This is a genomic window from Flavobacterium sp. GSP27 (assembly GCF_003970395.1).
Lineage (GTDB): Bacteria > Bacteroidota > Bacteroidia > Flavobacteriales > Flavobacteriaceae > Flavobacterium.
The window spans coordinates 126,028-147,536 of the sequence record NZ_RYDP01000006.1 but is presented as its reverse complement, the minus strand read 5'-3'; the positions used below and the strand labels follow the sequence as shown (position 1 = coordinate 147,536).

Below are 21,509 nucleotides of genomic sequence, written 5' to 3'. Positions count from 1 at the left end.
ACATCAATTTGAAATTTGTTGCAATTTAGTATTAAATATCTATTTTTGTTGAATGAAAAAAGAATATGATTATTTAATAGTAGGATCAGGTCTTTTCGGTAGTGTTTTTGCGCATGAGGCAACAAAAGCGGGTAAAAAGTGTTTGATTTTAGATAAAAGAAAACACACCGGAGGAAATATTTATTGTGAAAATATTGAAGGGATAAATGTCCACAAATATGGCCCGCATATTTTTCATACCAATGACAAGAAAATATGGGATTATGTAAATCAATTCGTGAATTTTAATCATTTCGTATATTCGCCTCTATCGCTTTCAAAGGGTAAACTTTATAATCTACCTTTTAACATGAATACCTTTTATCAGCTATGGGGAACCAAAACGCCGGCTGAAGCAAAAAATAAAATTGAGCATCAAATTAAGGAATTTGGAAGCGACAACCCTAAAAACCTCGAAGAACAAGCACTTTCATTGGTGGGAAAAGACATATACGAAACCTTGATCAAAGGGTATACTGAAAAGCAATGGGGCAGAAAGGCCACCGAACTGCCTGCTTTCATTATTAAAAGACTTCCCGTTAGATTTACTTTTGACAATAATTATTTTAACGATCGCTACCAAGGAATCCCCATTGGAGGTTACAATAAAATTATAGAAAATTTATTGGAAAACATTGAAGTGAAACTTGATACAGATTATTTCGAAAACAAAGAGTACTTTGAAAATATCGCAACAAAAATTGTTTTCACGGGGAAAATTGACGAATATTTTGATTACCGGTTTGGAAAACTAGAATATCGCTCGTTGCGATTTGAAACACAAATTCTGGATACCGAGAATTTTCAAGGAAATGCAGGCATTAACTATAATGACATTGAATATCAACATACGAGGATCGTAGAGCATAAACATTTTGAATTTGGCAACCAAAAGAAAACTGTAGTGACAAAAGAATATCCTGAAAATTGGACGTCCGAAAAAGAGGCTTATTATCCTATTAATGACGAAAAAAATCAAGCGATATATCTCAATTATAAAAAGCTTTCCGAAACCCTTAATAATGTAATTTTCGGAGGCAGATTGGCAGAATACAAATATTACGACATGCACCAAATAATTGCATCCGCATTAATAAAATCTAAAAAAGAACTAGAAAATGGTTAAAATTTTTACAGTTACACATAAAGAGACCCCTATTTTATTTAACGAATTGCATATCCCGATACAAGTCGGCGAAAATGTAGACATTGCAACAAATATTTTGCGAGACAACACGCTCGATAACATTGCTAATAAAAACAAAAACTACTGTGAATTAACTGCTTCTTATTGGATTTGGAAAAATATTACGGATGTTGAATACGTTGGAATCTGTCATTACAGGAGGTATTTTAATTTTTTCAATCCCTTTTATAATTTCCAACCTTCCGCTCAAAAAAAAATTAAGATTGATGATTTTAAAAAAACAAAATTAGTTAAAACTGATGGAGAAATTTTAGAAAAAAAAATCATTAAAATACTCTCGGAGTACGATGTAATTCTTTGTAAACCATATAAATTTAAAAATACTACACTGACTCAAAACTACTGTGAAGATCACCGAAAAGAAGATTGGGATTTAACAAAAAAAATAATTAGTGAGAAGTACCCGCAATACAAAGAAAGTATTGTAACCCATTTAGACGAAGGTCGACTGTTTCATGTAGCAAATATGATGATTTGTTCCAAGAAAATTTGGGATGATTATTACACCTGGCTTTTTTCTATTCTATTTGAATTGGAATCTAAAGTCAGTATTCCCAAGGATGACTATCAAGCACGAATTTTCGGGTTTATATCTGAAAGATTAATTAATCTTTATGTTTATCATAATAAATTAAAAATCAAAGCAATTCCCACTTATAAAATAATCGACCTATAATCATGGATATCAATCAAGAAATTCACAATGCTTACGAAGTCATAAAAAATGGAGGAATCATCCTCTACCCCACTGATACCGTATGGGGAATTGGTTGTGACGCCACAAATCCAGAGGCTGTCGCTAAAATTTACAAACTCAAGAAAAGAGCCGAAACCCAAAGCATGATTGTTTTGATGAATGGCGATAAAATGATTTACAATGTATTCAAAGACATTCCGGAAGTAGCCTGGCAAATTATGGATTTCTCTGACCTGACCGATAGTGAACTGGCAAATCAAAACCCAACCACTTTAATTCTGGACAAACCACGAAACGTAGCACCCAATTTAATCGCAGCTGACAACTCACTAGGAATTAGACTTGTAAAGGAACCTTTTTGTTTTAAATTGATGGAAAAAATGAAAAAACCGTTGGTTTCCACATCAGCAAATATCTCTGGACAACCTACTCCAAAAAGTTTCAAAGAAATCAGTCCTGAAATTATAAAAGGCGTGGACTATGTTGTAAATTTGCATCGCGAAAAAATTGCCGGAAAACCATCTACAATTATAAAATTGACAAGTGATTCTCAGGTAAAAGTGATTCGGAAATAATTGTTTTTTTACCGCTAATTCGCTAATTCAATTTTAAAAATGGATGATTTAATTTATAAAGATGAATGTTATAAAATTGTTGGACTCCTGTATGAAGTACACAAAAATCTTGGTAAAGGTTTCTCTGAAATAGTTTATAAAGATGCCTTAGAATTTGAATTTAACGAAAATAATATTCACTATGAGAGGGAAAAAGAATATTCTGTTAGTTATAAAAATTCCATTTTAAAACATAAATTTTATGCAGATTTTATTATCCATGACAAAATAATTCTTGAAATAAAAACTGTCGAATGTTTTAACAATAGTCATTACAATCAGTGTTTAAATTATTTAAAAATTTCTGGAAACAAACTTGCAATATTGGTTAATTTTAACTTGACCTCTTTAGAATACAAACGTATCGTTGATACCAAAAAATAATTAGCGAATTTGCGGTAATAAAAAATGAACTACAAAACAGCCTTACATAACAAAATATTCGAAGTAATTTCTCAAGCTTCTCAAGAACTTAGCGTTGACAGTTATGTGATTGGTGGTTTCGTAAGAGATTTACTTTTGAAGAGAGACTTTAAAAAAGACATTGATATTGTTGCCGTGGGCAGCGGAATTGAATTGGCTTTAAAAGTGTCACAACTGCTTCCTAACAAACCAAAAGTTCAGATTTTCAAAACTTACGGAACAGCGATGCTGCGTTTTGAAGACACCGAAATTGAATTTGTTGGAGCCAGAAAAGAATCCTATAATTTTGAAAGCAGGAATCCAGTTGTAGAAAACGGCACCTTAGAAGACGACCAAAACCGTCGTGATTTCACCATAAATGCACTGGCTTTATCTTTGAACACCGCTAATTTTGGAGAACTCTCCGATCCTTTTAACGGATTGGAAGATTTAAAAAACAAAATAATCAGAACCCCTTTGGATCCGAATATTACTTTTTCTGACGATCCTTTGCGCATGTTGAGAGGGATTCGTTTTGCAAACCAATTGGGATTTGAAATCGAAGAAGATTCGCTGAATTCGATAACCAAAAATGCGGAACGAATCAAAATTATTTCCGGAGAACGCATTGTCGATGAATTGAATAAAATACTTTCGACAGACAAACCCTCCGTAGGATTCTTGCTATTGTTCAAAACTGGACTTTTAGATATTATTCTTCCAGAATTGACTGCTCTGAATCAAGTGGAAGAAATTGAAGGCCATACCCATAAAAATAACTTTTATCACACGCTGGAAGTTGTCGATAATATTTGTCCGCATACTGATGATGTTTGGTTGCGCTGGTCAGCATTATTGCACGACATAGGTAAAGCACCAACGAAACGTTTTACTAAAAAACAAGGCTGGACCTTTCACGGACATGAATTTCTTGGTGGCAAAATGGCAAAAAAGATTTTTGAACGTTTGCACATGCCGTTGAATCAAAAAATGAAATTTGTGCAAAAAATGGTCATGATGAGTTCACGACCGATTGTTTTATCCCAAGATACGGTAACGGATTCTGCAGTGCGCCGTTTGGTTTTTGACGCTGGCGAAGACGTTGAGAATTTAATGACACTATGCGAAGCGGATATCACAACGAAGAATCCAAATAAATTCAAGAAATACCACAATAATTTTGAAATCGTCCGCCAGAAAATTGTAGAAGTCGAAGAACGGGATCAGGTACGTAATTTCCAGCCACCAATATCAGGTGAAGAAATTATGGAAAAATTTAACTTAAAGCCTTCAAAAGAAATCGGAATGCTGAAAGAAGCCATAAAAGAAGCCATTTTAGAAGGAGAAATTCCAAATGAATATGAAGCTGCTTTTCAATTTATGCTAAAAAGAGCCGCAAAAATCGGATTAAAGATTAACGCTTGTTGAGTTAACAATTAATTACATTTCAAATATCTTTGCAAAAATTAATTTCAAACAATGAAAAAAGAGAATAATTACGTTATCATTTGGTTGTTATCAGGATGCTTATTATTGTTTATGATGGTTGTAGTGGGAGGAATTACCCGATTGACCAATTCCGGTTTATCAATGACCGACTGGCATTTAGTAACTGATACTTTTCCTCCTTTAACAGCAGAAAAATGGTCATACGCTTTTGAAGAATATAAAAAATTTCCGGAGTACCAAAAAATAAACATCCACAATGATTTTACATTAAGTGATTACAAATTCATTTATTTCTGGGAATGGTTTCACCGTTTTATAGGGAGAATAATAGGTTTAGCGTTTATCCTTCCTTTTATATACTTCTTGTTCAAGAAACGTCTTTCGACAGAGACTATAAAAAAATGTGTTGTTCTACTATTCATGGGTGCTTTTCAAGGATTTCTGGGTTGGTTTATGGTACGTAGCGGATTAATCGACAATCCGGATGTAAGTCATTTTAGATTGGCATTACACCTTACATTTGCCTTTATAACGTTTGCTTACACACTCTGGGTAGCTTTGGATTTAATCTACCCAAACAAAGCGACAGCTATACCTCCATTACGAAATCTCGCGCGTGTCGCATTAATTTTTCTAGTTATCCAAATCATTTATGGCGGGTTTGTTGCGGGTTTAAATGCGGGTTTGATTCACAATCATTGGCCGCTGATGAGTGATGGTCAATTCATTCACGAGAGTGTCTTTATAGAAAAAAGCACCTTGTTTTTAAATCTTATCGAAGGAAAAAGCGGCGTTCAGTTCGTACATCGAACTATGGCGTATGTCGTGGTAGGATTAATTCTTGCTCTTTATTTTACAAGCAGAAAATACACTCTTTCCTCACTTCAGAAAAAAGGAATCAATATATTGGTGTTGATTGTCTTCTTGCAATTTGCATTAGGTATCCTTACTCTGCTTTACAGTGTCCCACTTTGGTTGGGATTACTACATCAAGTGATGGCTTTCTTTTTATTAACGGCAATGACATTCACTTTACACCGATTATCAAAATAAGAAATAAACATAACCCACGGTTTAAACCGTGTTCAATTCAAAATAATACCTGACTATATTGTCGCATTTCTTTGTTTACCAACATAAATGTCTAAACTTGCCGCTCAAGATAAATTTTTAGATTTATCAGATTATGGAAGACCATTTGGAAAATTTCTTGCCAATCAATTAAAAAACACTCGGTTTACTCCTATTCATGTCACCTTACTTTTTGGTGTTTCGGGCTTGATAGCTATTTACTGTATTCTGCAAGGAAGTTACTATTTCGCAAGTTTTTTTATCATTTTGAAATCAATGATTGATGCAGCAGATGGTGAACTAGCACGCTTAAAAAACACGCCTTCTTATACTGGAAGATACTTGGACAGTGTATTTGATATCGTCTTAAATTTTCTGCTTTTAATGACTATTTGTTATGTTTCAAAAACATCATTTTGGGTTACTATTTTGGCTTTTATCGGCATCCAATTGCAGGGCACTTTATACAATTACTACTATGTGATTTTAAGAAATAAATCCGTTGGCGGAGACACTACCAGTAAAATTTTCGAGTACAAATCACCCAGAGCTTTACCCGGCGAAACCCAAAAATCTGTCGATATTCTGTTCCGTGTTTACACCCTCGTTTATGGAACATTCGACAAAATCATTCACTCTCTTGATAAAGAAGCTTACAAAGTAAAAACGTTTCCTAATTGGTTTATGACGATACTTTCTATCTACGGTTTGGGCTTCCAACTATTGATAATTGCGGTAATGTTACCTATGAATTTAATTGAATATATCATTCCGTTTTTTATACTTTACACGGCACTCATTTTTGTTCTAATTGGAATCCGAAAAACATTTTTAAAGGTATAAAAGCACTATAGACATATTCTATACTGAATACCTAATTCACTAAAAAAGAGTTATTTAATACCCATTATATACTTTATCTGTTTAATACCATTATCAGCCTATCCAACTCTTGAAATCAGAAACCTTTTCTCTACTCACAATTACTTCTTCGTCTTTGTAAGAAGGTAAAATAACTTTCAAACGGGAGTTGCTGTAGACTACAATTTCTTTAATTGCTTTAAGAGGAACTATGAATTTTCGGCTTACCCGATAAAAATCCTTTGGATCTAATTCCTGTTCCAAAAGTTCTAAAGTTGTTTCTATTAAATAATTCCTATTGTCAAAAGTATGCAAATAGGTTCCTTTATTTTCACTAAAAAAACACTCAATTTCATCGGCAGAAATCACCTTTAAATGTTGGCCTATTTTTACAGAAAATCTTTTTTTGTAATTTTTTTCAAATGGATTAGACAACATTTTTTTGATTTGTTCAAAATCCAATTGTACTGTTTCCAGTTTAGGTAAACGCGCCTTAAATTTTGTAACGGAAACCTCTAAATCATCTTCGTCAATAGGCTTCAAAAGATAATCAACACTGTTCAATTTGAAAGCCCGTAAAGCATATTTATCATAAGCCGTGGTGAAAATTACTGCACTTTTAATAGATACTTTTTCGAATATTTCAAACGATAATCCATCTGACAATTGAATGTCCAGAAAGATCAAATCCGGATGTTCATTATTAGAAAACCAAGCAATAGCTTCTTCCACGGAATGCAATAGCACTCCAACTTTAATATTTAGTTTTTCCAGTTTTCGTTGGAGCAACCTCGCCGCTGGTTTTTCATCTTCGATGATTATTGTTGTCATGTTTTAAGTTAGAGGTTAGAAAATAGAGAATAGAAGTTAGAGGTTTTACTGAATACTAAAAAAACTGAACACTGAACATTTATCCTTATTGCCATTTTTCGCTTTTCTCTTTTTCCATCAATTCCTTAATTTTTTTCTCTTCCCAGTTTTTTCCAAAAATCCAATTGGGCAAAAAAGTAGAAAAAGCGTGAGTTGTTAATCCAATTCCCCAGAAGAAAGCCGTAAAGAAATTCTCCATTTTAAAATAGCTTTCACCAACATCTAAATCTTGAATATTGACAAACACAATCATTAAATTCACTACTAGATAAACAATCAAATGTATGTAAAATCCTTTTATTTTTTTTACACGTGCGAGCGCTTCATTATACTGTAACTCTGTAATTGCATCTGTTTTCATGATATTAGCGGTTTTGATTTTTATCTTTATCCATCAACTCATTAATCTTTTTTTCTTCCCAATTAGTTCCCAAAAACGGCATATAATTAAAGACTTTCATACCATGAAAAAACAATCCAATTCCCCACCAAAATAACGGCCAAAAAAACCATAAGTATTGAGGGGATGTGGTCAAATTAATAGTTGCCAAAGAAATAATCACAATACTATAAACTGTTAAATGTCTGTAAAAATCTTTTATTTTTCCTACCTGCTTTTTTGCTTGAAAATATTTTTCTGAGTTGTCCATATTAGTTTGTATTTTTTAAAATTCAGGGAATCTCAATTCCATTTATTATTCTGATTGTCTTTTTTCAAAATCTCATTAATCTTTCGCTCTTCCCATGATTTTCCGTATCCAAAAACTTCAAAACCATGAAAAGTAAGTCCCATTCCCCAACCCAATAACGGAAACCAAAACCATTGAAAATTTGCACTATAACTTAAATTAATAAAAATCAAAAACGAGATTACTAAACAATATGAAATTAAATTTCCGTAGAATCCTTTTAGTTTTTTTACGTGTTCTGATGCTCTCAAATATGCTCCAGTTTCATCGTTACTATATTGTGTTTCCATACCTGTAATTTGTTTAGTTAAAATGGGGATTTTGACCGTAAAGGTTTGTTCGTTTTGAGCAATCAGGACTTTTCTAATAGTAATAATTCTATATCTGTTGACAATATTTTGTAAACCAACACCTTGCCGATCTTGCAACACTTCTTTCTTTTGATAATCGTTTTGAACAGCCAGATAATCACCCTCCACATAAATCCTGATATATAACGGTCTTTGTTCGCTAACCACATTGTGCTTTACCGTATTTTCGAGCAAAAGCTGTAAAGAAAGTGGCACCACTTTGGCTTCTGGATTTATAGCTGTTGTTGGTACTTCATAAAACAAGCTGTTCTCAAAACGCATTTTTAATAAATTCATATAGGTTTTGGCAAAAGCCAGTTCTTCTTCCACTGGAACCAATTCCTTGTCTTTTTGTTCTAAAACATACCGGTAAATTTTAGATAATGAAGTCGTAAATCGTTGCGCATTTTCTGGATTTTCTTCAATAAGAGCACTTAAAACATTCAAACTATTGAAAAGAAAATGGGGATCTATTTGATTTTTTAAACTTTCAAACTTAGCATTTGCGGTTCCTGCGATGATTTTCTGTTCTTTGACTTTATTTTCATTGTAAGCTTTATAAAAATGCAAAGCGTGAACGCCTAACAGTACAATAAAAGTAATAATTGATGATTCTATATAAGCCTGAGGAGTTTCATTGGACAAAAATTCTGAAAATGAGTTTCTTTCTATAATTACTTTTATAAAAATTCGCAACAAAAAAATCACAAATAAGGTGAGAAAAAAAGAACTTACAAATCCAATTAGTATCCGTTTTGGAGCGTAAATATTATCTTTAAAAACTTTGTCCAAAAATACGAACAAAGCAGCATTTACAAGATACAAAGTAACACTATAAAGCATACAATATAAAAAGTAAACGTACAATCTAGGACTAAACACCTCACTCCCAACAGTAATAAATTCAATAAGAAACGACACTAAAAAAATTATAACCCCAATAAATAAAGCTTTTAGTAATTGTGGTTTTATATACATTATTCTCTTTTTTTCAATAGTTTTTATTCTCTATTTTTTTCATTAAAATGACTAATTCGAAACAATCAACTGAATTATTTACAATTTTTCTGTGCTGCTAATGCTCTGTCCAATCCCCATTTTGGAGAAAAAGGTGTTTCAGGTTTAAAAGTAGCAAAAAGTCCGATAGCTTTTTCAATTTGCGCACACATTGGTTTGGTGTCTGTTCCCCAAAATTGAGCGCTATCAATTTCAAATTCGGCTTTACCAAAAACAACTCTTGGGTTTTCCGGAGCAATTGCTTGTGCTTTTCCGTACAATTCCATAACCGTTCCGGATAATTTTTGTCCGTTTGTCATTGGGTCAAAAGCAATCCAAGCCGTATGAATCATTGCTTGCATAACCAATAATTCGGCATTATTTGGATTTTTATCCATTTCTAAATCTAATGATTTTTGCGCTTTCGAAAGTAATAAATTCATTTGATCTTTATCTTTTGTTCTAAAAGCAGTTGTGGGATTCACCAATGCAACATAATAATTTGGCAACCAGCTTGTTTTTTCAGCACCGGAAATTCTTTCGAACAAATCAGAAGCTTCCGTGTTTTTTCCTTCGCCCCATAATTGGAATGCTTTTCCCATACCTTGTTCAAATTGCCCTTGAGCCGATAATAAACTACAGATAAAAAATACGATTGTGGTGATAATTTTGGTCATGATTTCTTATTTTTAATGGTTGTTTTTTTGATGATTGAAACATTGTGTTATTTATACTTCAAAAGTATCTCGGTTTTCATTGGATTAAAATTTATAAATACTGAACTGTCAATTTTGATGGATGAATTGTGATTCAGTCAAAGGTCTTAAAGCCGAAAGTCATAAAGTGGAATGAATTTACGTTTATTAGGATTTTATACCTTTGACATTATGACTCGTTTTAAAGATTTTTCAACTGATTGTCTTTTTTATCGTTGCTAATCGTCCAAAAGAATCCTACGAAGAAAAAACGATCGGCCGTAGGAATAATTGCTTTTCTGTTATAAAAGCCCGCATTATCCGGATTGTTCACATATTCGTATCCAAAAACATTTTGACTTCCTAAAACATTAGAAACTGAGAAGTATAAAATCTTTTGTTGTGAGAGCAAATACGCCCAATTGAAGCTCAAACTGTTGTACGATTTGGTTTTTCCATTCATAAATTTCGTTTCATTTGGATTGTTGTAGGGTCGTCCGGAACTGTATGAATTCGTGAAACCTATTTGCGATTTCCAATCGTTTATCCAGTATTTAGTAACGATTGATAAACTGTGATCCGCAACAAAACTTGGTGTAACTTGAGAACTGAAGTTTTTATAATCTCTTTCGGTATTGATGTAGGAATAAGAAACCCAATATTCTAAATTTTTGATTGATTTTCCATCTCTCCAAAACAAATCCAAACCTTTAGCATAACCAGAACCGGTATTATTGTAAACCGAATTATATGCGGCCATTTGGGTGTCGAATTTTACTAAATTACTGTAGTCTTTATAATAGGTTTCGGCACGAAATGTTTTCCCGTTTTTATGGTATTGAAAATTCAAAATGTAATGCGAGGCTTTTTCGCTTTCAAACTGATTGTTGTTGGAATATTTAATGTATTCAGCACTTGGAGTTTGAGTAAAATCGCCATAAGCAAATGAAAACTGACTGTTCTTTGTCATTTTATACGCAAATGAAATTCGGGGGGAAATAGCGGTTTCGTTCAGCAAATTGTTATTCGAAGCTCTTAAGCCTACTTTTGCAGCCCATTTTTTAGAGAAGAAAATATCAGCTTCCGTGTAAACAGCCGCAATGTTCGCATTGTAGCCATTGGTAAAAACCGACCCTGAATTTTCGTTGAAATTTTCATTGAACTGGGTAATAAAATAATCGGCTCCAAAGGAAATTTTTACTCTTTCAGAAAAACTTTTTTTCAATTTTAATTTCAAATGAGCCGCATTTTCATCATTTGCCACTTTATCTGAATCAATGTTTATTTTATTATTACTGTAGCCATAACTCAACCCGGAAGTAATTTGCCAATTGTTCCCAAAAACGCCTTTGTAAGACGAATTTAAATAGAAATTATTGTTATTTAAATCAACTCTGATTTTCTCCGGCGAATTGATATTTTCCTGATTAATATCAAATTTTGAAGAGTCAAAAGCAGCGTATACTTTCAAAATCCCATTATTAAAATTATAACGGTACACCGTTTCTCCAGACAACGATTGAAAAGGACTGTTCCAATCCACATTTTGTGGAATCAAAGCCTGATAAGGCGCTAAATTGATGTAATTCGCATTTACGCTCAACGAACTTTTTTTCCATTTTTGGGTATTTCCAATTCCTAAACCCACAGTCATCAGTGCTATTTCAGTTTTATTTTGGTCTGGGTCATCTTGTGTATTCAAAAGTAAAACACTGGATAATGCTTCGCCAAATTCCGCTGAGTATCCGCCAGTAGAAAATGATATTCCGCTGAACAGAAAAGGAGAAAACCTTCCTCGTGTAGGCAGATTATTCGTGGTTGCGCCATAGGGTTGCGCCACCCGAATCCCATCAACGAAAGTTTGTGTTTCATTAGCCTCGCCGCCACGAACAAACAATCGCCCGTCCTCACCTACCGTCTGTGTTCCTGGCAACGTTTGCAAAGCCGCAATAATATTTCCCGCGGAACCCGCTGTAGTTACGATGTCTAATGGTTTCAAAACCGAAACTCTAGCTTTATCGCCCGCTTCTAAAGTTCCAGCCGTAATCACAACTGCATCTAGCGACGTAACGCTTTCTCGTAATTTGATGGTTTTATTTTTAAAATTAGCGACATCAATTATGGTTTTTAAAGTTTCATAAATCAGGAAACTCACCACCAAACTCTGATTTCCAGTTGTTGTAGTCGTAAAACTAAAATCACCCGTTTCACTGCTGGAAGTACCATCATACGTTCCTTCGATAAAAATATTAGCTCCAGAAACCGGTTTTCCTTTTTCATCTACCACTTTCCCGGAAACTGTATTTTGTGAAAAAACAGTCAAGCTGAATAATAAAAAGGCAAATAAAAAAATCGAATTAAGACTTTTCTTGGAATGATTTGGCTGTTTAATACATGTTAGTTTCATCGTATTTAATTTTTTTATGAATCAAATATATTTTAGAAAAGAAGGTCGAAAAACAATACAATACTGAACTGTTGAAATACGAGGATGAGTTGTAATAATTTTAATTTTAGATTATATTTACAACGTACTATTGCGCTTCAAAAGCAGGATCAGCATGAGGGATAGTAGTGAAAATCCTTTCTTGGCTCGATGTTAAAGCGAGACAAGAAAGATTGTAACGAATAGCCCGACCGGAGCTTTTGCGCAGGGCATGCCCAAAAACAAAAAAACTAAGTATGGAAATAAAAACCGAAAAAGAGAAAATGATTGCCGGAGAATATTATTTAGCAGGCGATCCTGTTTTAGTAAAAGACAGGCGAAAATCTAAAAATTTGCTCCACCGATTAAATGTTGTGGAATACAGAATAACTAAAAAAGCACGGGAAATTCTAAAAGAACTAATTCCTAATGCAGGAGCAAATCTTTACATTGAACCTCCATTCTTTTGCGATTACGGCTACAATATCAGTTGTGGGAAAAATGTGTATTTTAATGTAAACTGTGTTGTTTTAGACTGTGCCAAGGTCACTATTGGTTCCAATGTGTTTTTTGCACCAGGAGTTCAATTGTACACCGCCACACATCCGCTGGATGCTGAACTGAGAAAAACGCTGGAAAATGCCTTACCAATAACCATTGGTGATGATTGCTGGATTGGAGGAAATTCCGTTATTTGTCCTGGAATCACTATTGGAAATGGCTGTGTTATTGGTGCAGGTTCAGTGGTTACTAAAGACATTCCTGACAATTCTTTGGCGGTAGGAAATCCGGCAAAAGTGATCCGGCAATTAAATCAACAATAATATGATCCAACTTAACAAAATTCATCATATTGCCATTATTTGTGCCAATTATCAAAAATCTAAAACGTTCTATACAACTGTTTTAGGACTTACCATTATTCAGGAAATTTACCGTGAGGAAAGACGATCGTATAAACTTGATTTGGCACTTAACGGAGAATATGTAATAGAATTATTTTCTTTTCCAAATCCGCCAAAACGTTCTTCCGCTCCTGAAGCGGCAGGAATGCGTCATTTAGCTTTTGAAGTAGATGATATTCAGAAAACACGCGAGTATTTTGTGAATCAAAACATCCCTTCCGAAGAAATACGCATCGATGAATTTACCCAAAAAAAGTTCTTCTTTATTGCCGATCCGGATGAATTACCTTTAGAATTTTATGAAAAATAAGATACTTCCTAAATTTAAAAGAATAAAATAATACCAGAATCGCAAAAGAAAACCATGCCTTTCTTTTTTTAATTCTAATCTGGCTTTGTTTCTTTATCTTTGCAACATTGAGTTAAATTCTTTTTATTACACTAATAAAGATTCCATCCCCCTTTTAAATGAACACTACTGCAAGAATAAAAAAAAATTATCGCTTCATTAAATTCCGAAAATTAGTTATTGTCTCTGTTTTGATTGGTTTTCTTTCTGCTTTTTTAGGTGTTATTTTAAAAAATGCTACAGAATATTATGAGGAAATATTTTTTCATCAAGCGACTATCAATCCACTATTCTTAGTTATTTTCCCCGTATTTGGATTGTCGATTATTTATTTTCTTAGGGAATATTTATTTAAGAAAAAGGAAAACAAAGGCATAAAAGAAATCTTTGAAAGCACCAATTCTAAATCTAAAAATTTACCCAGTTATAAAATCCCTTCTCATTTCATTAACGGATTATTGACCGTCGTTTTTGGCGGTTCCACCGGGATAGAAGTCTCAACTGTTGTGGCTTCGGCAACCATTGGCTCCGTTGCTCAAAGAAAGCAAAATGTGTTTAGACAATACAAAACTGAATTGATATGTGCCGGAATTGCCGCTGGAATTACAGCTATATTCAGCAGCCCGATCGCTGGAATTCTTTTTGCGATAGAGGTTATTTCTAGAAAAGTCACTCGAGCATTCTTACTTAGTAACTTGATTGCGGTAGCCATTGCTTTTGGGCTGGTATTTTTATTGGACGAAAAACCACTGTTTGCAGTAAATATTACAACTTGGCATCTTAAAGCCATTCCCTATTTTATTCTTTTAGGCATTTTGTCAGGATTGAATTCTGTGTATCTAACGCGCAGTGTATTGTTTTTCAAAGCCCAATTTACGAGAATAAAAATTCCATATTTCAAAATTATAATAGGATCGCTGATTTTAAGTTCCTCTTTATTCCTGTTTCCACAGCTTTATGGCGAAGGCTATCATGCTATTAAAACTATTTTTGTTAGTTCGAATGAAATGTCATTGACTTTCCCTCTGGCACTAACAATCATTGGCATCATCATCCTGAAACCCATTGTAACATCAGCCACACTTGCTTCAGGAGGAGATGGAGGCGTTTTTGCACCCAGTCTTTTCATGGGTGCTTTTTTAGGATTGCTTCTTGCTTTAGTTACAAACACTTATTTTAATGCTCATGTAATTCCGATAAACTTTATTATCATGGGGATGGCTGCCGTTTTAAGCGCCAGTATTCATGCCCCTTTTACTTCTATTTTCTTAGTTTGTGGGCTAACGAATGATTACACTTTGTTTATTCCTATTTTGTTGGTTTGCTTAATATCAAAATATACGGCAAAAATGATTTACCCTTTTACCGTTTATTCCTATTCGCCAAGTTTAATAAAATAATCTCCTATGCACGTTCAAAAAATAAAAAGGAGTTATCGCAAAACCAAATACATCCTCTACAAGGAGACTTTGGTTGATTTCAAAGAACATTCCTGGGCTTTTTTGGGTTCTTTTATTGGCATTGGAATAATAGCCTATTTGCAATCAAAAGCTTTACCAGAATCTGATGTTATATATTTAATTGGATCCTTTGGCGCATCGAGTGTATTGGTATATGGTGTGATTCAAAGTCCATTAGCACAGCCTAGAAACCTTATTGGCGGCCACCTGGTTTCAGCAATTATAGGTGTAACAATTGCTAAATTTGTCCCTGATATTCTATGGTTATCCGCACCGCTTGCAGTTTCCTTGTCTATAGTTTTGATGCAAATGACAAAGACGCTTCACCCGCCGGGAGGTGCCACAGCATTGATAGCCATAATTGGCTCCCCAAAAATTAAAGAACTGGGATACTGGTATGTGCTGTATCCTGTGCTAACTGGCTCACTCATACTCCTTGTTATTGCATTGATTGTAAATAACATGACATCAAAAAGACAATACCCAAATCATAAAAAATACCACCAGTACCGAAAAAGAGTAGCCCGTGTATTTAAAATAAAAAAACTGTAACTTTTTATTCAAATAAGTGATTTGAAAACAAAATACACTTTCCTTCTTTTCTTCAAAAAGACTTTGACATTGATGTATTCCTTTCTCGTGCATACGCAAAAATCTTATTAACAAATCTGAAATCTGAAATCTAAATCTAAAATTATATTTTACCTTTGGACTTTTAATATAAATAAAGATTATGGTTTATAAATTTAGAGTGATTCTAGACGCGGAAGAAGATGTTTTTAGAGACATTGCAATACTTGAAGACGATACTTTAGAAGATTTACACAATGCTATTTTCAATTCTTTTGGTTTTGACGGGATGGAAGTAGCTTCTTTTTATACTTGTGATGAGACTTGGAACCAAGAAGAGGAAATTTCACTTTTTGATACCGGTGATGTTCCCGGTGAGCAAAAAATCATGAGTGACTATCAATTATCTGATATTTTAGACAAACAAAATACCAAAATTCTTTATGTCTATGACTTTATCAATATGTGGACATTCCTTGTAGAACTTGCTGCTGTAGAAGACCAAGTGCTGGGTAATTTATATCCGGAAACTATTTTTTCTCATGGGGAAATGCCGGATGAAGCGATGGAGAAAAACTTTGAATCTGACAATGCCGATAACTATAATGATGAATTTGAAGATGGCTTGGACGAAGATGATCTGGACATGTTTGAAGGCGATGATAGTTTTGAAGACTATGGATTTGAGGAGAATTGGAATTAGCCCTCTCCCCAACCTGCTCCAAAGGTGAGGGGAGACTAACCATATAAAAATAAAATGAATGTCCGTATTGATACCCAATGAACATTTTTTTACGTGGCTTTCTTTGTTAGGTATGATTCCAGACAATTATAAAAAAAATCAACAAATACAAAATTACGTCTCATCTACCCCTCCTTAGGAAGGGACTGAGGGGAGGAAATCTTATAAAAAACATGATCAACTTATATAACACACACATCGAGAACTTATCCATTCATAGAGTGGGTAATAAAAGCAGAAACGAAGCCATTTTTTTATCAGAGCAGCCTTTTAATTTAAATGATGAAATTGTTCCCTTGATGAAAGAATTTTTCTTTAAACCCTTTAGAGAAAAAGAAGAAAACTATTTTCAGTTTGCCCATGAAATTGATTTGGATTACAATGATATGTTCAAGTTTGCAACAGAAGTTTTTGACAATCCAAGTAGCGTTCATGAGATTTCTAAAAAAATCACAACCCACTTATTTGAGCAATCCAATCATCCGCATATCAAGAATGGCGAAGTGTACGTTACATATTTATCTAACGTAAGTATTGATAATAATGTCGTGGATGCGATAGGGATTTTCAAAAGTGAAATACAAGCAGATTTCTTGCAGTTTGAAGAAAAAGCAACCCATTTAGAGATGATTTTGCAACAAGGTGTGAGTTTAAACAAGTTAGATAAAGGCTGCATCATTTTTAATTATAAAAAAGAGGAAGGATACAAAATCCTGACTGTTGACAGCAACCGCTACGATGCCAGATACTGGCTAGAGCATTTCTTATCAGTAGATGCTTTTGAGGATGAAAACTTTATCACTAAAAAGTATTTAAAATTTTGTCAGAACTTTGCTAAGGATGTTGTTTTCCCAGCCGAGGACAAGAAAGAAGAAGTAATGTTCATGAACCGTTCCGTGAACTATTTTGCCAAAAATGATCAGTTTGAAGAAACTAATTTCCTGAACGAAGTTTTAGACAATCCAGACCTTATTCCTGAATTCAAGAACTACAAAATGGACAAAGGAGAAAAATACAGTATTGAAGATGTTACTTCTTTTCCTATTGCAAATGCAGCAGTTTCTGATGCTAGAAAATCAATCAAAAACATCATTAATTTAGACACACACATCCAAATTAAAATGGATTTTATCAATCCTGAAAGTGCTGAAAAATATGTTGAAAAAGGATGGGACGAGGAAAAACAAATGTACTACTATCTCGTTTATTTCAACAAAGAAGAGAAGAGCTAGTTTAAGTTTACAGTGTTCTATTGCCGTTTAAAGCACCAATAATGATATCAATCTCCAATTACGAAAGTGTAATTGGAGATTTTTTTTAGAAATAAATGCAAAAACCAACCTTGTAAATTTACGGTTCTTAAAAACTACCAAAAATGGCGCATCCATTTTTCAAAGAAAGTCCGTTCAAAACCTTGATTTCATTTCATAAGCTTATCGAAGCCTTAGAAGAAATTGCGGGTGCCAATGTAGATTGTCACGTAAATTATGCCAAAGCATTACTCCTAAAAATCGAGCGTTTTCCAGTTTAAACTAGGTAATTTTTTTAAAACACAGCAATACCGTGATTCAACTGAAAAACAAGGAAATTTATACTTTTGTTTTGAATAAAGTACTGGTTTTGAAATTTCTGGTAATAAAATGAAAAGCTGCACTCATGATACCGCCCATTGATTTTGCACTTTTAAAATTCAAATCATTGGTGTACCGATAAAGCTCTAATCGCAATTGTTCAATATGTGCCTCGGGAGCAATTACGTCCTCGCGCATAATTTTCAACAACCGCTTGATCCTGTTTTCGGCAGAAAGGATTCTTTTGGCTAAAACGGCTCTTTCTTCATCCTTATATTGCTCTATGGAACTGTTTTGAAGCTTTTCTTTAACTAATTTTACCATGGGGTAATTTTCTTTAAAAAACTGAGGGCGGTACACTTTGAAATTTCCTTCGTAGCATTGCTGATCAAAATCAATAGCACGTATTTTATAGACCACTTGATCAAAATCATGGGTGGGCACAATTACATAATTATAGGAACGCATATCCCCTAATAATCGAATCATACAGCGTTCATTGAACTTGACAAATTCTTTGGCTATTTGCGCTTTTTCGGTTTCGGTGCAATCAATGAGCAGTGTTTTCATAAACACATCACCAGGAATCCCCATAATATGCTCTTCTATTAAAGTGTCTTCATATACTAAAAAATTTATTTTGTCCGGAGAAAGAATATGCTCTAACTCCAGTCCGTAAATACGAGAAGCATCTGCTTTTTTAATATAAAAATGGGTGTAATTATCATTTAGTATGTTCCTGACTTTTATTCGAAAAGGTTTTGAATTTCCAAAAGTGCAGTAATCAATGGAATCCACATTCAAGAATTTGATAATCCCCAGATTACCGTCAGAATGGAGTAGTGAATAGATTTTTTTTAGATTCAAATCAATTTCTTCTCGCTCAAAATCATTGTAGTATACCCGTATCCATAACGTATCCTGGTCATTTTTATCATAGACCGTTATTGATCCGGAAAAACGCAATAAGTCATCGTAAAAAATAGAAACTTTTGACAAGCGATCAAACCGTCCCAAGTATTCTAAAAGTGATTTATTTACAGGATAGGATGGTTTTTTAAAAAGCATTACTGGCTCACTCATTGAAAAAAAAATTTAATACAAAATTACGATAAATTAAGGCGTTGCTTGCGATTAGTTTCTAAAAGATATTTTAATAAATTCTCATTTTTTTTCATAAAATAAATACTGACTAGACAATAAAATAAGATATAAATAGCAAAACCATCATTTTATGTTAAAAATATTTGATACAAAAAAAAATAACCTTTATATTTGGTAGTCTCCAAGACTCTTTAACTATTTAAAACCTACTGATGAAGAACAAACTAGAACTTTATTTCAGGGCGGCTCAATCAGCTAAGATTGGAATATGGAAAATGGACCTGCAAACGAATCACATTTTTTGGGATGCGGTTACAAAATGTATTCTGGAAGTTCCTGAAAATTATGAACCCATAATTGGGAATGGAATTAATTTTTACACCATGGGTGAGAATAGAGACCGAATCAAAGTTCTTATTAATAGTGCAATAAATCACGGGATTCCATTTAGTGATAAATTTGAGATTACGACCGCAAAAAACAATATCAAATATGTAGAATGCATTTGTCAAGTCGATGTGATTGATGGAAAAGCAGTATCTCTACTAGGTACTTTTCAAGACATTACAAAGGAGCAAAATCTAATCAATGAACTTCAGCTCAGTGTTGAAAAATTCTCTTCTGTTTTTTCCAGTGCCAATGATGCCATCCTAATTATAGATACCTCTAATGGTATTATTACAGACTGTAATTCCAGATCCACCGAACTTACCGGATATTATGATTCGGAAATCAAAGGAATACACCATTCGAAACTGTTTCCTATGACATTTAGAAAAGAGCTTCGTTTTTTCTTGAAATACAATTTAACAAAGAATGAATATACTGTCAACGAAACATCCTTAAGGACCAAATCTGGAAAATCAATTGCTGTTGAAATTGCTTCAGGCAAAAAATTCATGGTGGACAACATTACCTATTTAGTCTGTTTTGTCAGAGATATCAGCGAAAGAAAAAATGTTGAAGCAAAAATGAGTTTGCTTTCCCTAGCAGCCTCCGAAACTACAGACACCATTGTAATTGCAAATCCTAACGGTGAAGCAGTATGGGCAAATCAGGCTTATTTAGACCTTACAGGGTTGAAAATGGAAGAAGTAATAGGCCAAAAACCCGGCTATGCCTCTAAAGGTCCAGAAACGGATGAACAAGCCAGCGAATTCCTGCGAAAGGCAATTCAGAATCAGGAAAGTATAAAAATCACCATTCTTAATTACACTAAAAACAAAGAAAAATATTGGTTTGAACTTAATATAACAACGGTATTTGACAGCCATAATACCTTTATTCATTTCATAGGCGTAGGCCGAAATGTAACCTCAAGAATTGAAAAAGAAATAGAGTTAAAAAAATTATTGGATATTACCAACATTCAAAATAATAAATTATACAATTTCACGCATATTGTTTCCCACAACATCCGCTCCCACACCAGCAATCTATCTATGGTAATTGATGTGATAGATCATACCGATGATATTACTGAAAAACTATCTTATTTTGATTTATTCAAAGAAGGCACCCAAAAACTCTCTGAAACAATTGAATATTTGAATGAGATTATAACCATTCAGCAAAAAATAAATATTGAAAAGAAAGGAATTCGCTTAAGGCAAGAAATTGAAAAAACAAGAATGGCTTTGAGTCAGGCCATCAAAGAGAGTCAAATAGTAATTACTCACACCATTCCTGACCATTTGATTGTAAATGCTATCCCCGCTTATTTAGACAGCATATTACTTAACTTATTTACCAATGCAATTAAATATAAATCCCCCCATAGAACTGCAACTTTAGAAATTAGCTACGAAGCTAAAGACAATTACAGCATTATCAATTTCAAAGATAATGGTTTGGGATTAGATTTAGAAAAAAATGGTCACAAGCTTTTTGGTATGTACAAAACGTTTCACGGCAATGAAGACGCGAAAGGAATTGGATTATTCTTAACCAAAAACCAGCTGGAAGCCATGGGTGGAAAAATTGAAGTAGAAAGTGAAGTGGGGCAAGGTTCTAATTTTAAAATTTATTTATATGAAGAATAAATTAACATACATCATTGACGATGATAAATTAAATGTAAAATTGATGAGCATTCTCATTTCTAAAAATAAGTTTTGTGACGAAATTGAATCTTTTCATAATCCCCAATTAGCCTTAGATAAATTAAAACATTGTTTTGTTACTAATGAAAACCTGCCGGACACTATTTTATTAGATTTAAATATGCCGGTCATGGATGGTTGGCAATTTTTAGATGAATTTTTGCTGATAGCCTTAGAAAAAAAAATTATAATTTTCATCATGACATCCTCAATTGACCCTAATGATATTGAAAAGACAAAAAAATACCGTGTAGTAAAAGACTATATCGACAAACCTATTACGGCACAAAAATTAGATTTATTACGTAAATTAATCGAAGAAATAAACTAATATGAATTTT

At 33.5% G+C, this 21,509-nt stretch carries 23 protein-coding genes; 16 read left to right on the top strand and 7 right to left on the bottom strand.

Annotation, left to right across the window (positions count from 1 at the left end; all coding sequences use genetic code 11):
- Positions 1 to 52 precede the first annotated feature (52 nt).
- The 7 genes from glf to EKM05_RS07400 all read left to right on the top strand — a co-directional run bounded on the left by glf (position 53) and on the right by EKM05_RS07400 (position 6,322).
- The gene (gene glf, locus EKM05_RS07430; RefSeq protein ID WP_126554425.1) at positions 53 to 1,165 is read left to right on the top strand and encodes a UDP-galactopyranose mutase; all 1,113 of its coding nucleotides are present in this window, start codon (positions 53 to 55) and stop codon (positions 1,163 to 1,165) included.
- Positions 1,158 to 1,922 (top strand): DUF4422 domain-containing protein, encoded by a 765-nt coding sequence (locus tag EKM05_RS07425; protein WP_126460464.1) that lies wholly within the window; start codon positions 1,158 to 1,160, stop codon positions 1,920 to 1,922. The genes glf and EKM05_RS07425 overlap by 8 nt, the downstream gene beginning before the upstream one ends.
- A 2-nt stretch (positions 1,923 to 1,924) precedes the next feature.
- Positions 1,925 to 2,518: an L-threonylcarbamoyladenylate synthase gene (locus tag EKM05_RS07420; RefSeq protein ID WP_126554423.1), complete on the top strand. Its 594-nt coding sequence runs from the start codon at positions 1,925 to 1,927 to the stop codon at positions 2,516 to 2,518.
- A gap of 39 nt (positions 2,519 to 2,557) precedes the next feature.
- Positions 2,558 to 2,941 carry a GxxExxY protein gene (locus tag EKM05_RS07415; protein ID WP_126554421.1) on the top strand — a complete coding sequence of 128 codons (384 nt, stop codon included), beginning with the start codon at positions 2,558 to 2,560 and terminating at the stop codon, positions 2,939 to 2,941.
- A gap of 24 nt (positions 2,942 to 2,965) precedes the next feature.
- A complete protein-coding gene (locus EKM05_RS07410; RefSeq protein WP_126554419.1) occupies positions 2,966 to 4,387 on the top strand; it encodes a CCA tRNA nucleotidyltransferase in 1,422 nt (473 codons plus the stop codon).
- A gap of 51 nt (positions 4,388 to 4,438) precedes the next feature.
- On the top strand, positions 4,439 to 5,461 hold the full coding sequence (locus EKM05_RS07405; RefSeq protein WP_126554417.1) for a COX15/CtaA family protein: 1,023 nt from the start codon (positions 4,439 to 4,441) through the stop codon (positions 5,459 to 5,461).
- 87 nt (positions 5,462 to 5,548) lie between these two features.
- Positions 5,549 to 6,322: a CDP-alcohol phosphatidyltransferase family protein gene (locus EKM05_RS07400; RefSeq protein ID WP_126554415.1), complete on the top strand. Its 774-nt coding sequence runs from the start codon at positions 5,549 to 5,551 to the stop codon at positions 6,320 to 6,322.
- Between the two features lie 93 nt (positions 6,323 to 6,415).
- Here EKM05_RS07400 and EKM05_RS07395 read toward each other — a convergent pair whose 3' ends face one another.
- The 6 genes from EKM05_RS07395 to EKM05_RS07370 form a co-directional block, all read right to left on the bottom strand.
- The gene (locus EKM05_RS07395) at positions 6,416 to 7,171 is read right to left on the bottom strand and encodes a LytTR family DNA-binding domain-containing protein (RefSeq protein WP_126554413.1); all 756 of its coding nucleotides are present in this window, start codon (positions 7,169 to 7,171) and stop codon (positions 6,416 to 6,418) included.
- An 85-nt stretch (positions 7,172 to 7,256) separates the two neighbouring features.
- Positions 7,257 to 7,571, bottom strand: coding sequence for a 2TM domain-containing protein (locus tag EKM05_RS07390; RefSeq protein ID WP_126554411.1), 315 nt, complete (start codon positions 7,569 to 7,571; stop codon positions 7,257 to 7,259).
- Positions 7,572 to 7,575: 4 nt separating this feature from the next.
- Complete coding sequence (locus tag EKM05_RS07385; protein ID WP_126554409.1) at positions 7,576 to 7,860, bottom strand: 2TM domain-containing protein; 285 nt, start codon at positions 7,858 to 7,860, stop codon at positions 7,576 to 7,578.
- Positions 7,861 to 7,892: 32 nt separating this feature from the next.
- The gene (locus tag EKM05_RS07380) at positions 7,893 to 9,227 is read right to left on the bottom strand and encodes a histidine kinase (protein ID WP_126554407.1); all 1,335 of its coding nucleotides are present in this window, start codon (positions 9,225 to 9,227) and stop codon (positions 7,893 to 7,895) included.
- Between the two features lie 74 nt (positions 9,228 to 9,301).
- Positions 9,302 to 9,922, bottom strand: a complete 621-nt coding sequence (locus EKM05_RS07375; RefSeq protein WP_126554405.1) for a hypothetical protein — start codon at positions 9,920 to 9,922, stop codon at positions 9,302 to 9,304.
- A gap of 220 nt (positions 9,923 to 10,142) precedes the next feature.
- Complete coding sequence (locus EKM05_RS07370; protein WP_126554403.1) at positions 10,143 to 12,347, bottom strand: TonB-dependent receptor; 2,205 nt, start codon at positions 12,345 to 12,347, stop codon at positions 10,143 to 10,145.
- 281 nt (positions 12,348 to 12,628) lie between these two features.
- Between EKM05_RS07370 and EKM05_RS07365 the strand changes: the two genes are divergently transcribed.
- The 7 genes from EKM05_RS07365 (at position 12,629) to EKM05_RS14385 (ending at position 17,922) form a co-directional block, all read left to right on the top strand.
- Positions 12,629 to 13,189 (top strand): sugar O-acetyltransferase, encoded by a 561-nt coding sequence (locus tag EKM05_RS07365; protein ID WP_126554457.1) that lies wholly within the window; start codon positions 12,629 to 12,631, stop codon positions 13,187 to 13,189.
- A gap of 1 nt (position 13,190) precedes the next feature.
- The gene (locus EKM05_RS07360; RefSeq protein ID WP_126554401.1) at positions 13,191 to 13,580 is read left to right on the top strand and encodes a VOC family protein; all 390 of its coding nucleotides are present in this window, start codon (positions 13,191 to 13,193) and stop codon (positions 13,578 to 13,580) included.
- Positions 13,581 to 13,738: 158 nt separating this feature from the next.
- Entirely contained in the window at positions 13,739 to 15,019 is a 1,281-nt protein-coding gene (locus EKM05_RS07355; protein WP_126554399.1) for a chloride channel protein, read from the top strand.
- Positions 15,020 to 15,025: 6 nt separating this feature from the next.
- On the top strand, positions 15,026 to 15,631 hold the full coding sequence (locus tag EKM05_RS07350) for an HPP family protein (RefSeq protein ID WP_126460409.1): 606 nt from the start codon (positions 15,026 to 15,028) through the stop codon (positions 15,629 to 15,631).
- A 181-nt stretch (positions 15,632 to 15,812) separates the two neighbouring features.
- The gene (locus EKM05_RS07345) at positions 15,813 to 16,352 is read left to right on the top strand and encodes a hypothetical protein (RefSeq protein WP_126554398.1); all 540 of its coding nucleotides are present in this window, start codon (positions 15,813 to 15,815) and stop codon (positions 16,350 to 16,352) included.
- A gap of 212 nt (positions 16,353 to 16,564) precedes the next feature.
- Positions 16,565 to 17,623, top strand: coding sequence for a nucleoid-associated protein (locus tag EKM05_RS07340; RefSeq protein ID WP_126460403.1), 1,059 nt, complete (start codon positions 16,565 to 16,567; stop codon positions 17,621 to 17,623).
- Positions 17,624 to 17,766: 143 nt separating this feature from the next.
- Complete coding sequence (locus EKM05_RS14385) at positions 17,767 to 17,922, top strand: hypothetical protein (protein ID WP_158614916.1); 156 nt, start codon at positions 17,767 to 17,769, stop codon at positions 17,920 to 17,922.
- A gap of 58 nt (positions 17,923 to 17,980) precedes the next feature.
- Here EKM05_RS14385 and EKM05_RS07335 read toward each other — a convergent pair whose 3' ends face one another.
- Positions 17,981 to 19,045 (bottom strand): hypothetical protein, encoded by a 1,065-nt coding sequence (locus EKM05_RS07335; protein WP_126460400.1) that lies wholly within the window; start codon positions 19,043 to 19,045, stop codon positions 17,981 to 17,983.
- A 233-nt stretch (positions 19,046 to 19,278) separates the two neighbouring features.
- On the opposite strand from EKM05_RS07335, the gene EKM05_RS07330 reads away from it, so the two are divergent.
- Both EKM05_RS07330 and EKM05_RS07325 read left to right on the top strand, forming a co-directional pair.
- Positions 19,279 to 21,108, top strand: coding sequence for a PAS domain-containing sensor histidine kinase (locus EKM05_RS07330; protein WP_126554397.1), 1,830 nt, complete (start codon positions 19,279 to 19,281; stop codon positions 21,106 to 21,108).
- On the top strand, positions 21,098 to 21,499 hold the full coding sequence (locus EKM05_RS07325; RefSeq protein WP_126554396.1) for a response regulator: 402 nt from the start codon (positions 21,098 to 21,100) through the stop codon (positions 21,497 to 21,499). The genes EKM05_RS07330 and EKM05_RS07325 overlap by 11 nt, the downstream gene beginning before the upstream one ends.
- Positions 21,500 to 21,509: the final 10 nt, after the last annotated feature.

Bases quoted from the DNA above. Each gene is read 5' to 3' on its own strand.
- glf (WP_126554425.1), top strand. From the start codon at position 53: ATGAAAAAAGAATATGATTATTTAATAGTAGGATCAGGTCTTTTCGGT.
- EKM05_RS07425 (WP_126460464.1), top strand. From the start codon at position 1,158: ATGGTTAAAATTTTTACAGTTACACATAAAGAGACCCCTATTTTATTT.
- EKM05_RS07420 (WP_126554423.1), top strand. From the start codon at position 1,925: ATGGATATCAATCAAGAAATTCACAATGCTTACGAAGTCATAAAAAAT.
- EKM05_RS07415 (WP_126554421.1), top strand. From the start codon at position 2,558: ATGGATGATTTAATTTATAAAGATGAATGTTATAAAATTGTTGGACTC.
- EKM05_RS07410 (WP_126554419.1), top strand. From the start codon at position 2,966: ATGAACTACAAAACAGCCTTACATAACAAAATATTCGAAGTAATTTCT.
- EKM05_RS07405 (WP_126554417.1), top strand. From the start codon at position 4,439: ATGAAAAAAGAGAATAATTACGTTATCATTTGGTTGTTATCAGGATGC.
- EKM05_RS07400 (WP_126554415.1), top strand. From the start codon at position 5,549: ATGTCTAAACTTGCCGCTCAAGATAAATTTTTAGATTTATCAGATTAT.
- EKM05_RS07395 (WP_126554413.1), bottom strand. From the start codon at position 7,171: ATGACAACAATAATCATCGAAGATGAAAAACCAGCGGCGAGGTTGCTC.
- EKM05_RS07390 (WP_126554411.1), bottom strand. From the start codon at position 7,571: ATGAAAACAGATGCAATTACAGAGTTACAGTATAATGAAGCGCTCGCA.
- EKM05_RS07385 (WP_126554409.1), bottom strand. From the start codon at position 7,860: ATGGACAACTCAGAAAAATATTTTCAAGCAAAAAAGCAGGTAGGAAAA.
- EKM05_RS07380 (WP_126554407.1), bottom strand. From the start codon at position 9,227: ATGTATATAAAACCACAATTACTAAAAGCTTTATTTATTGGGGTTATA.
- EKM05_RS07375 (WP_126554405.1), bottom strand. From the start codon at position 9,922: ATGACCAAAATTATCACCACAATCGTATTTTTTATCTGTAGTTTATTA.
- EKM05_RS07370 (WP_126554403.1), bottom strand. From the start codon at position 12,347: ATGAAACTAACATGTATTAAACAGCCAAATCATTCCAAGAAAAGTCTT.
- EKM05_RS07360 (WP_126554401.1), top strand. From the start codon at position 13,191: ATGATCCAACTTAACAAAATTCATCATATTGCCATTATTTGTGCCAAT.
- EKM05_RS07355 (WP_126554399.1), top strand. From the start codon at position 13,739: ATGAACACTACTGCAAGAATAAAAAAAAATTATCGCTTCATTAAATTC.
- EKM05_RS07350 (WP_126460409.1), top strand. From the start codon at position 15,026: ATGCACGTTCAAAAAATAAAAAGGAGTTATCGCAAAACCAAATACATC.
- EKM05_RS07345 (WP_126554398.1), top strand. From the start codon at position 15,813: ATGGTTTATAAATTTAGAGTGATTCTAGACGCGGAAGAAGATGTTTTT.
- EKM05_RS07340 (WP_126460403.1), top strand. From the start codon at position 16,565: ATGATCAACTTATATAACACACACATCGAGAACTTATCCATTCATAGA.
- EKM05_RS14385 (WP_158614916.1), top strand. From the start codon at position 17,767: ATGGCGCATCCATTTTTCAAAGAAAGTCCGTTCAAAACCTTGATTTCA.
- EKM05_RS07335 (WP_126460400.1), bottom strand. From the start codon at position 19,045: ATGAGTGAGCCAGTAATGCTTTTTAAAAAACCATCCTATCCTGTAAAT.
- EKM05_RS07330 (WP_126554397.1), top strand. From the start codon at position 19,279: ATGAAGAACAAACTAGAACTTTATTTCAGGGCGGCTCAATCAGCTAAG.
- EKM05_RS07325 (WP_126554396.1), top strand. From the start codon at position 21,098: ATGAAGAATAAATTAACATACATCATTGACGATGATAAATTAAATGTA.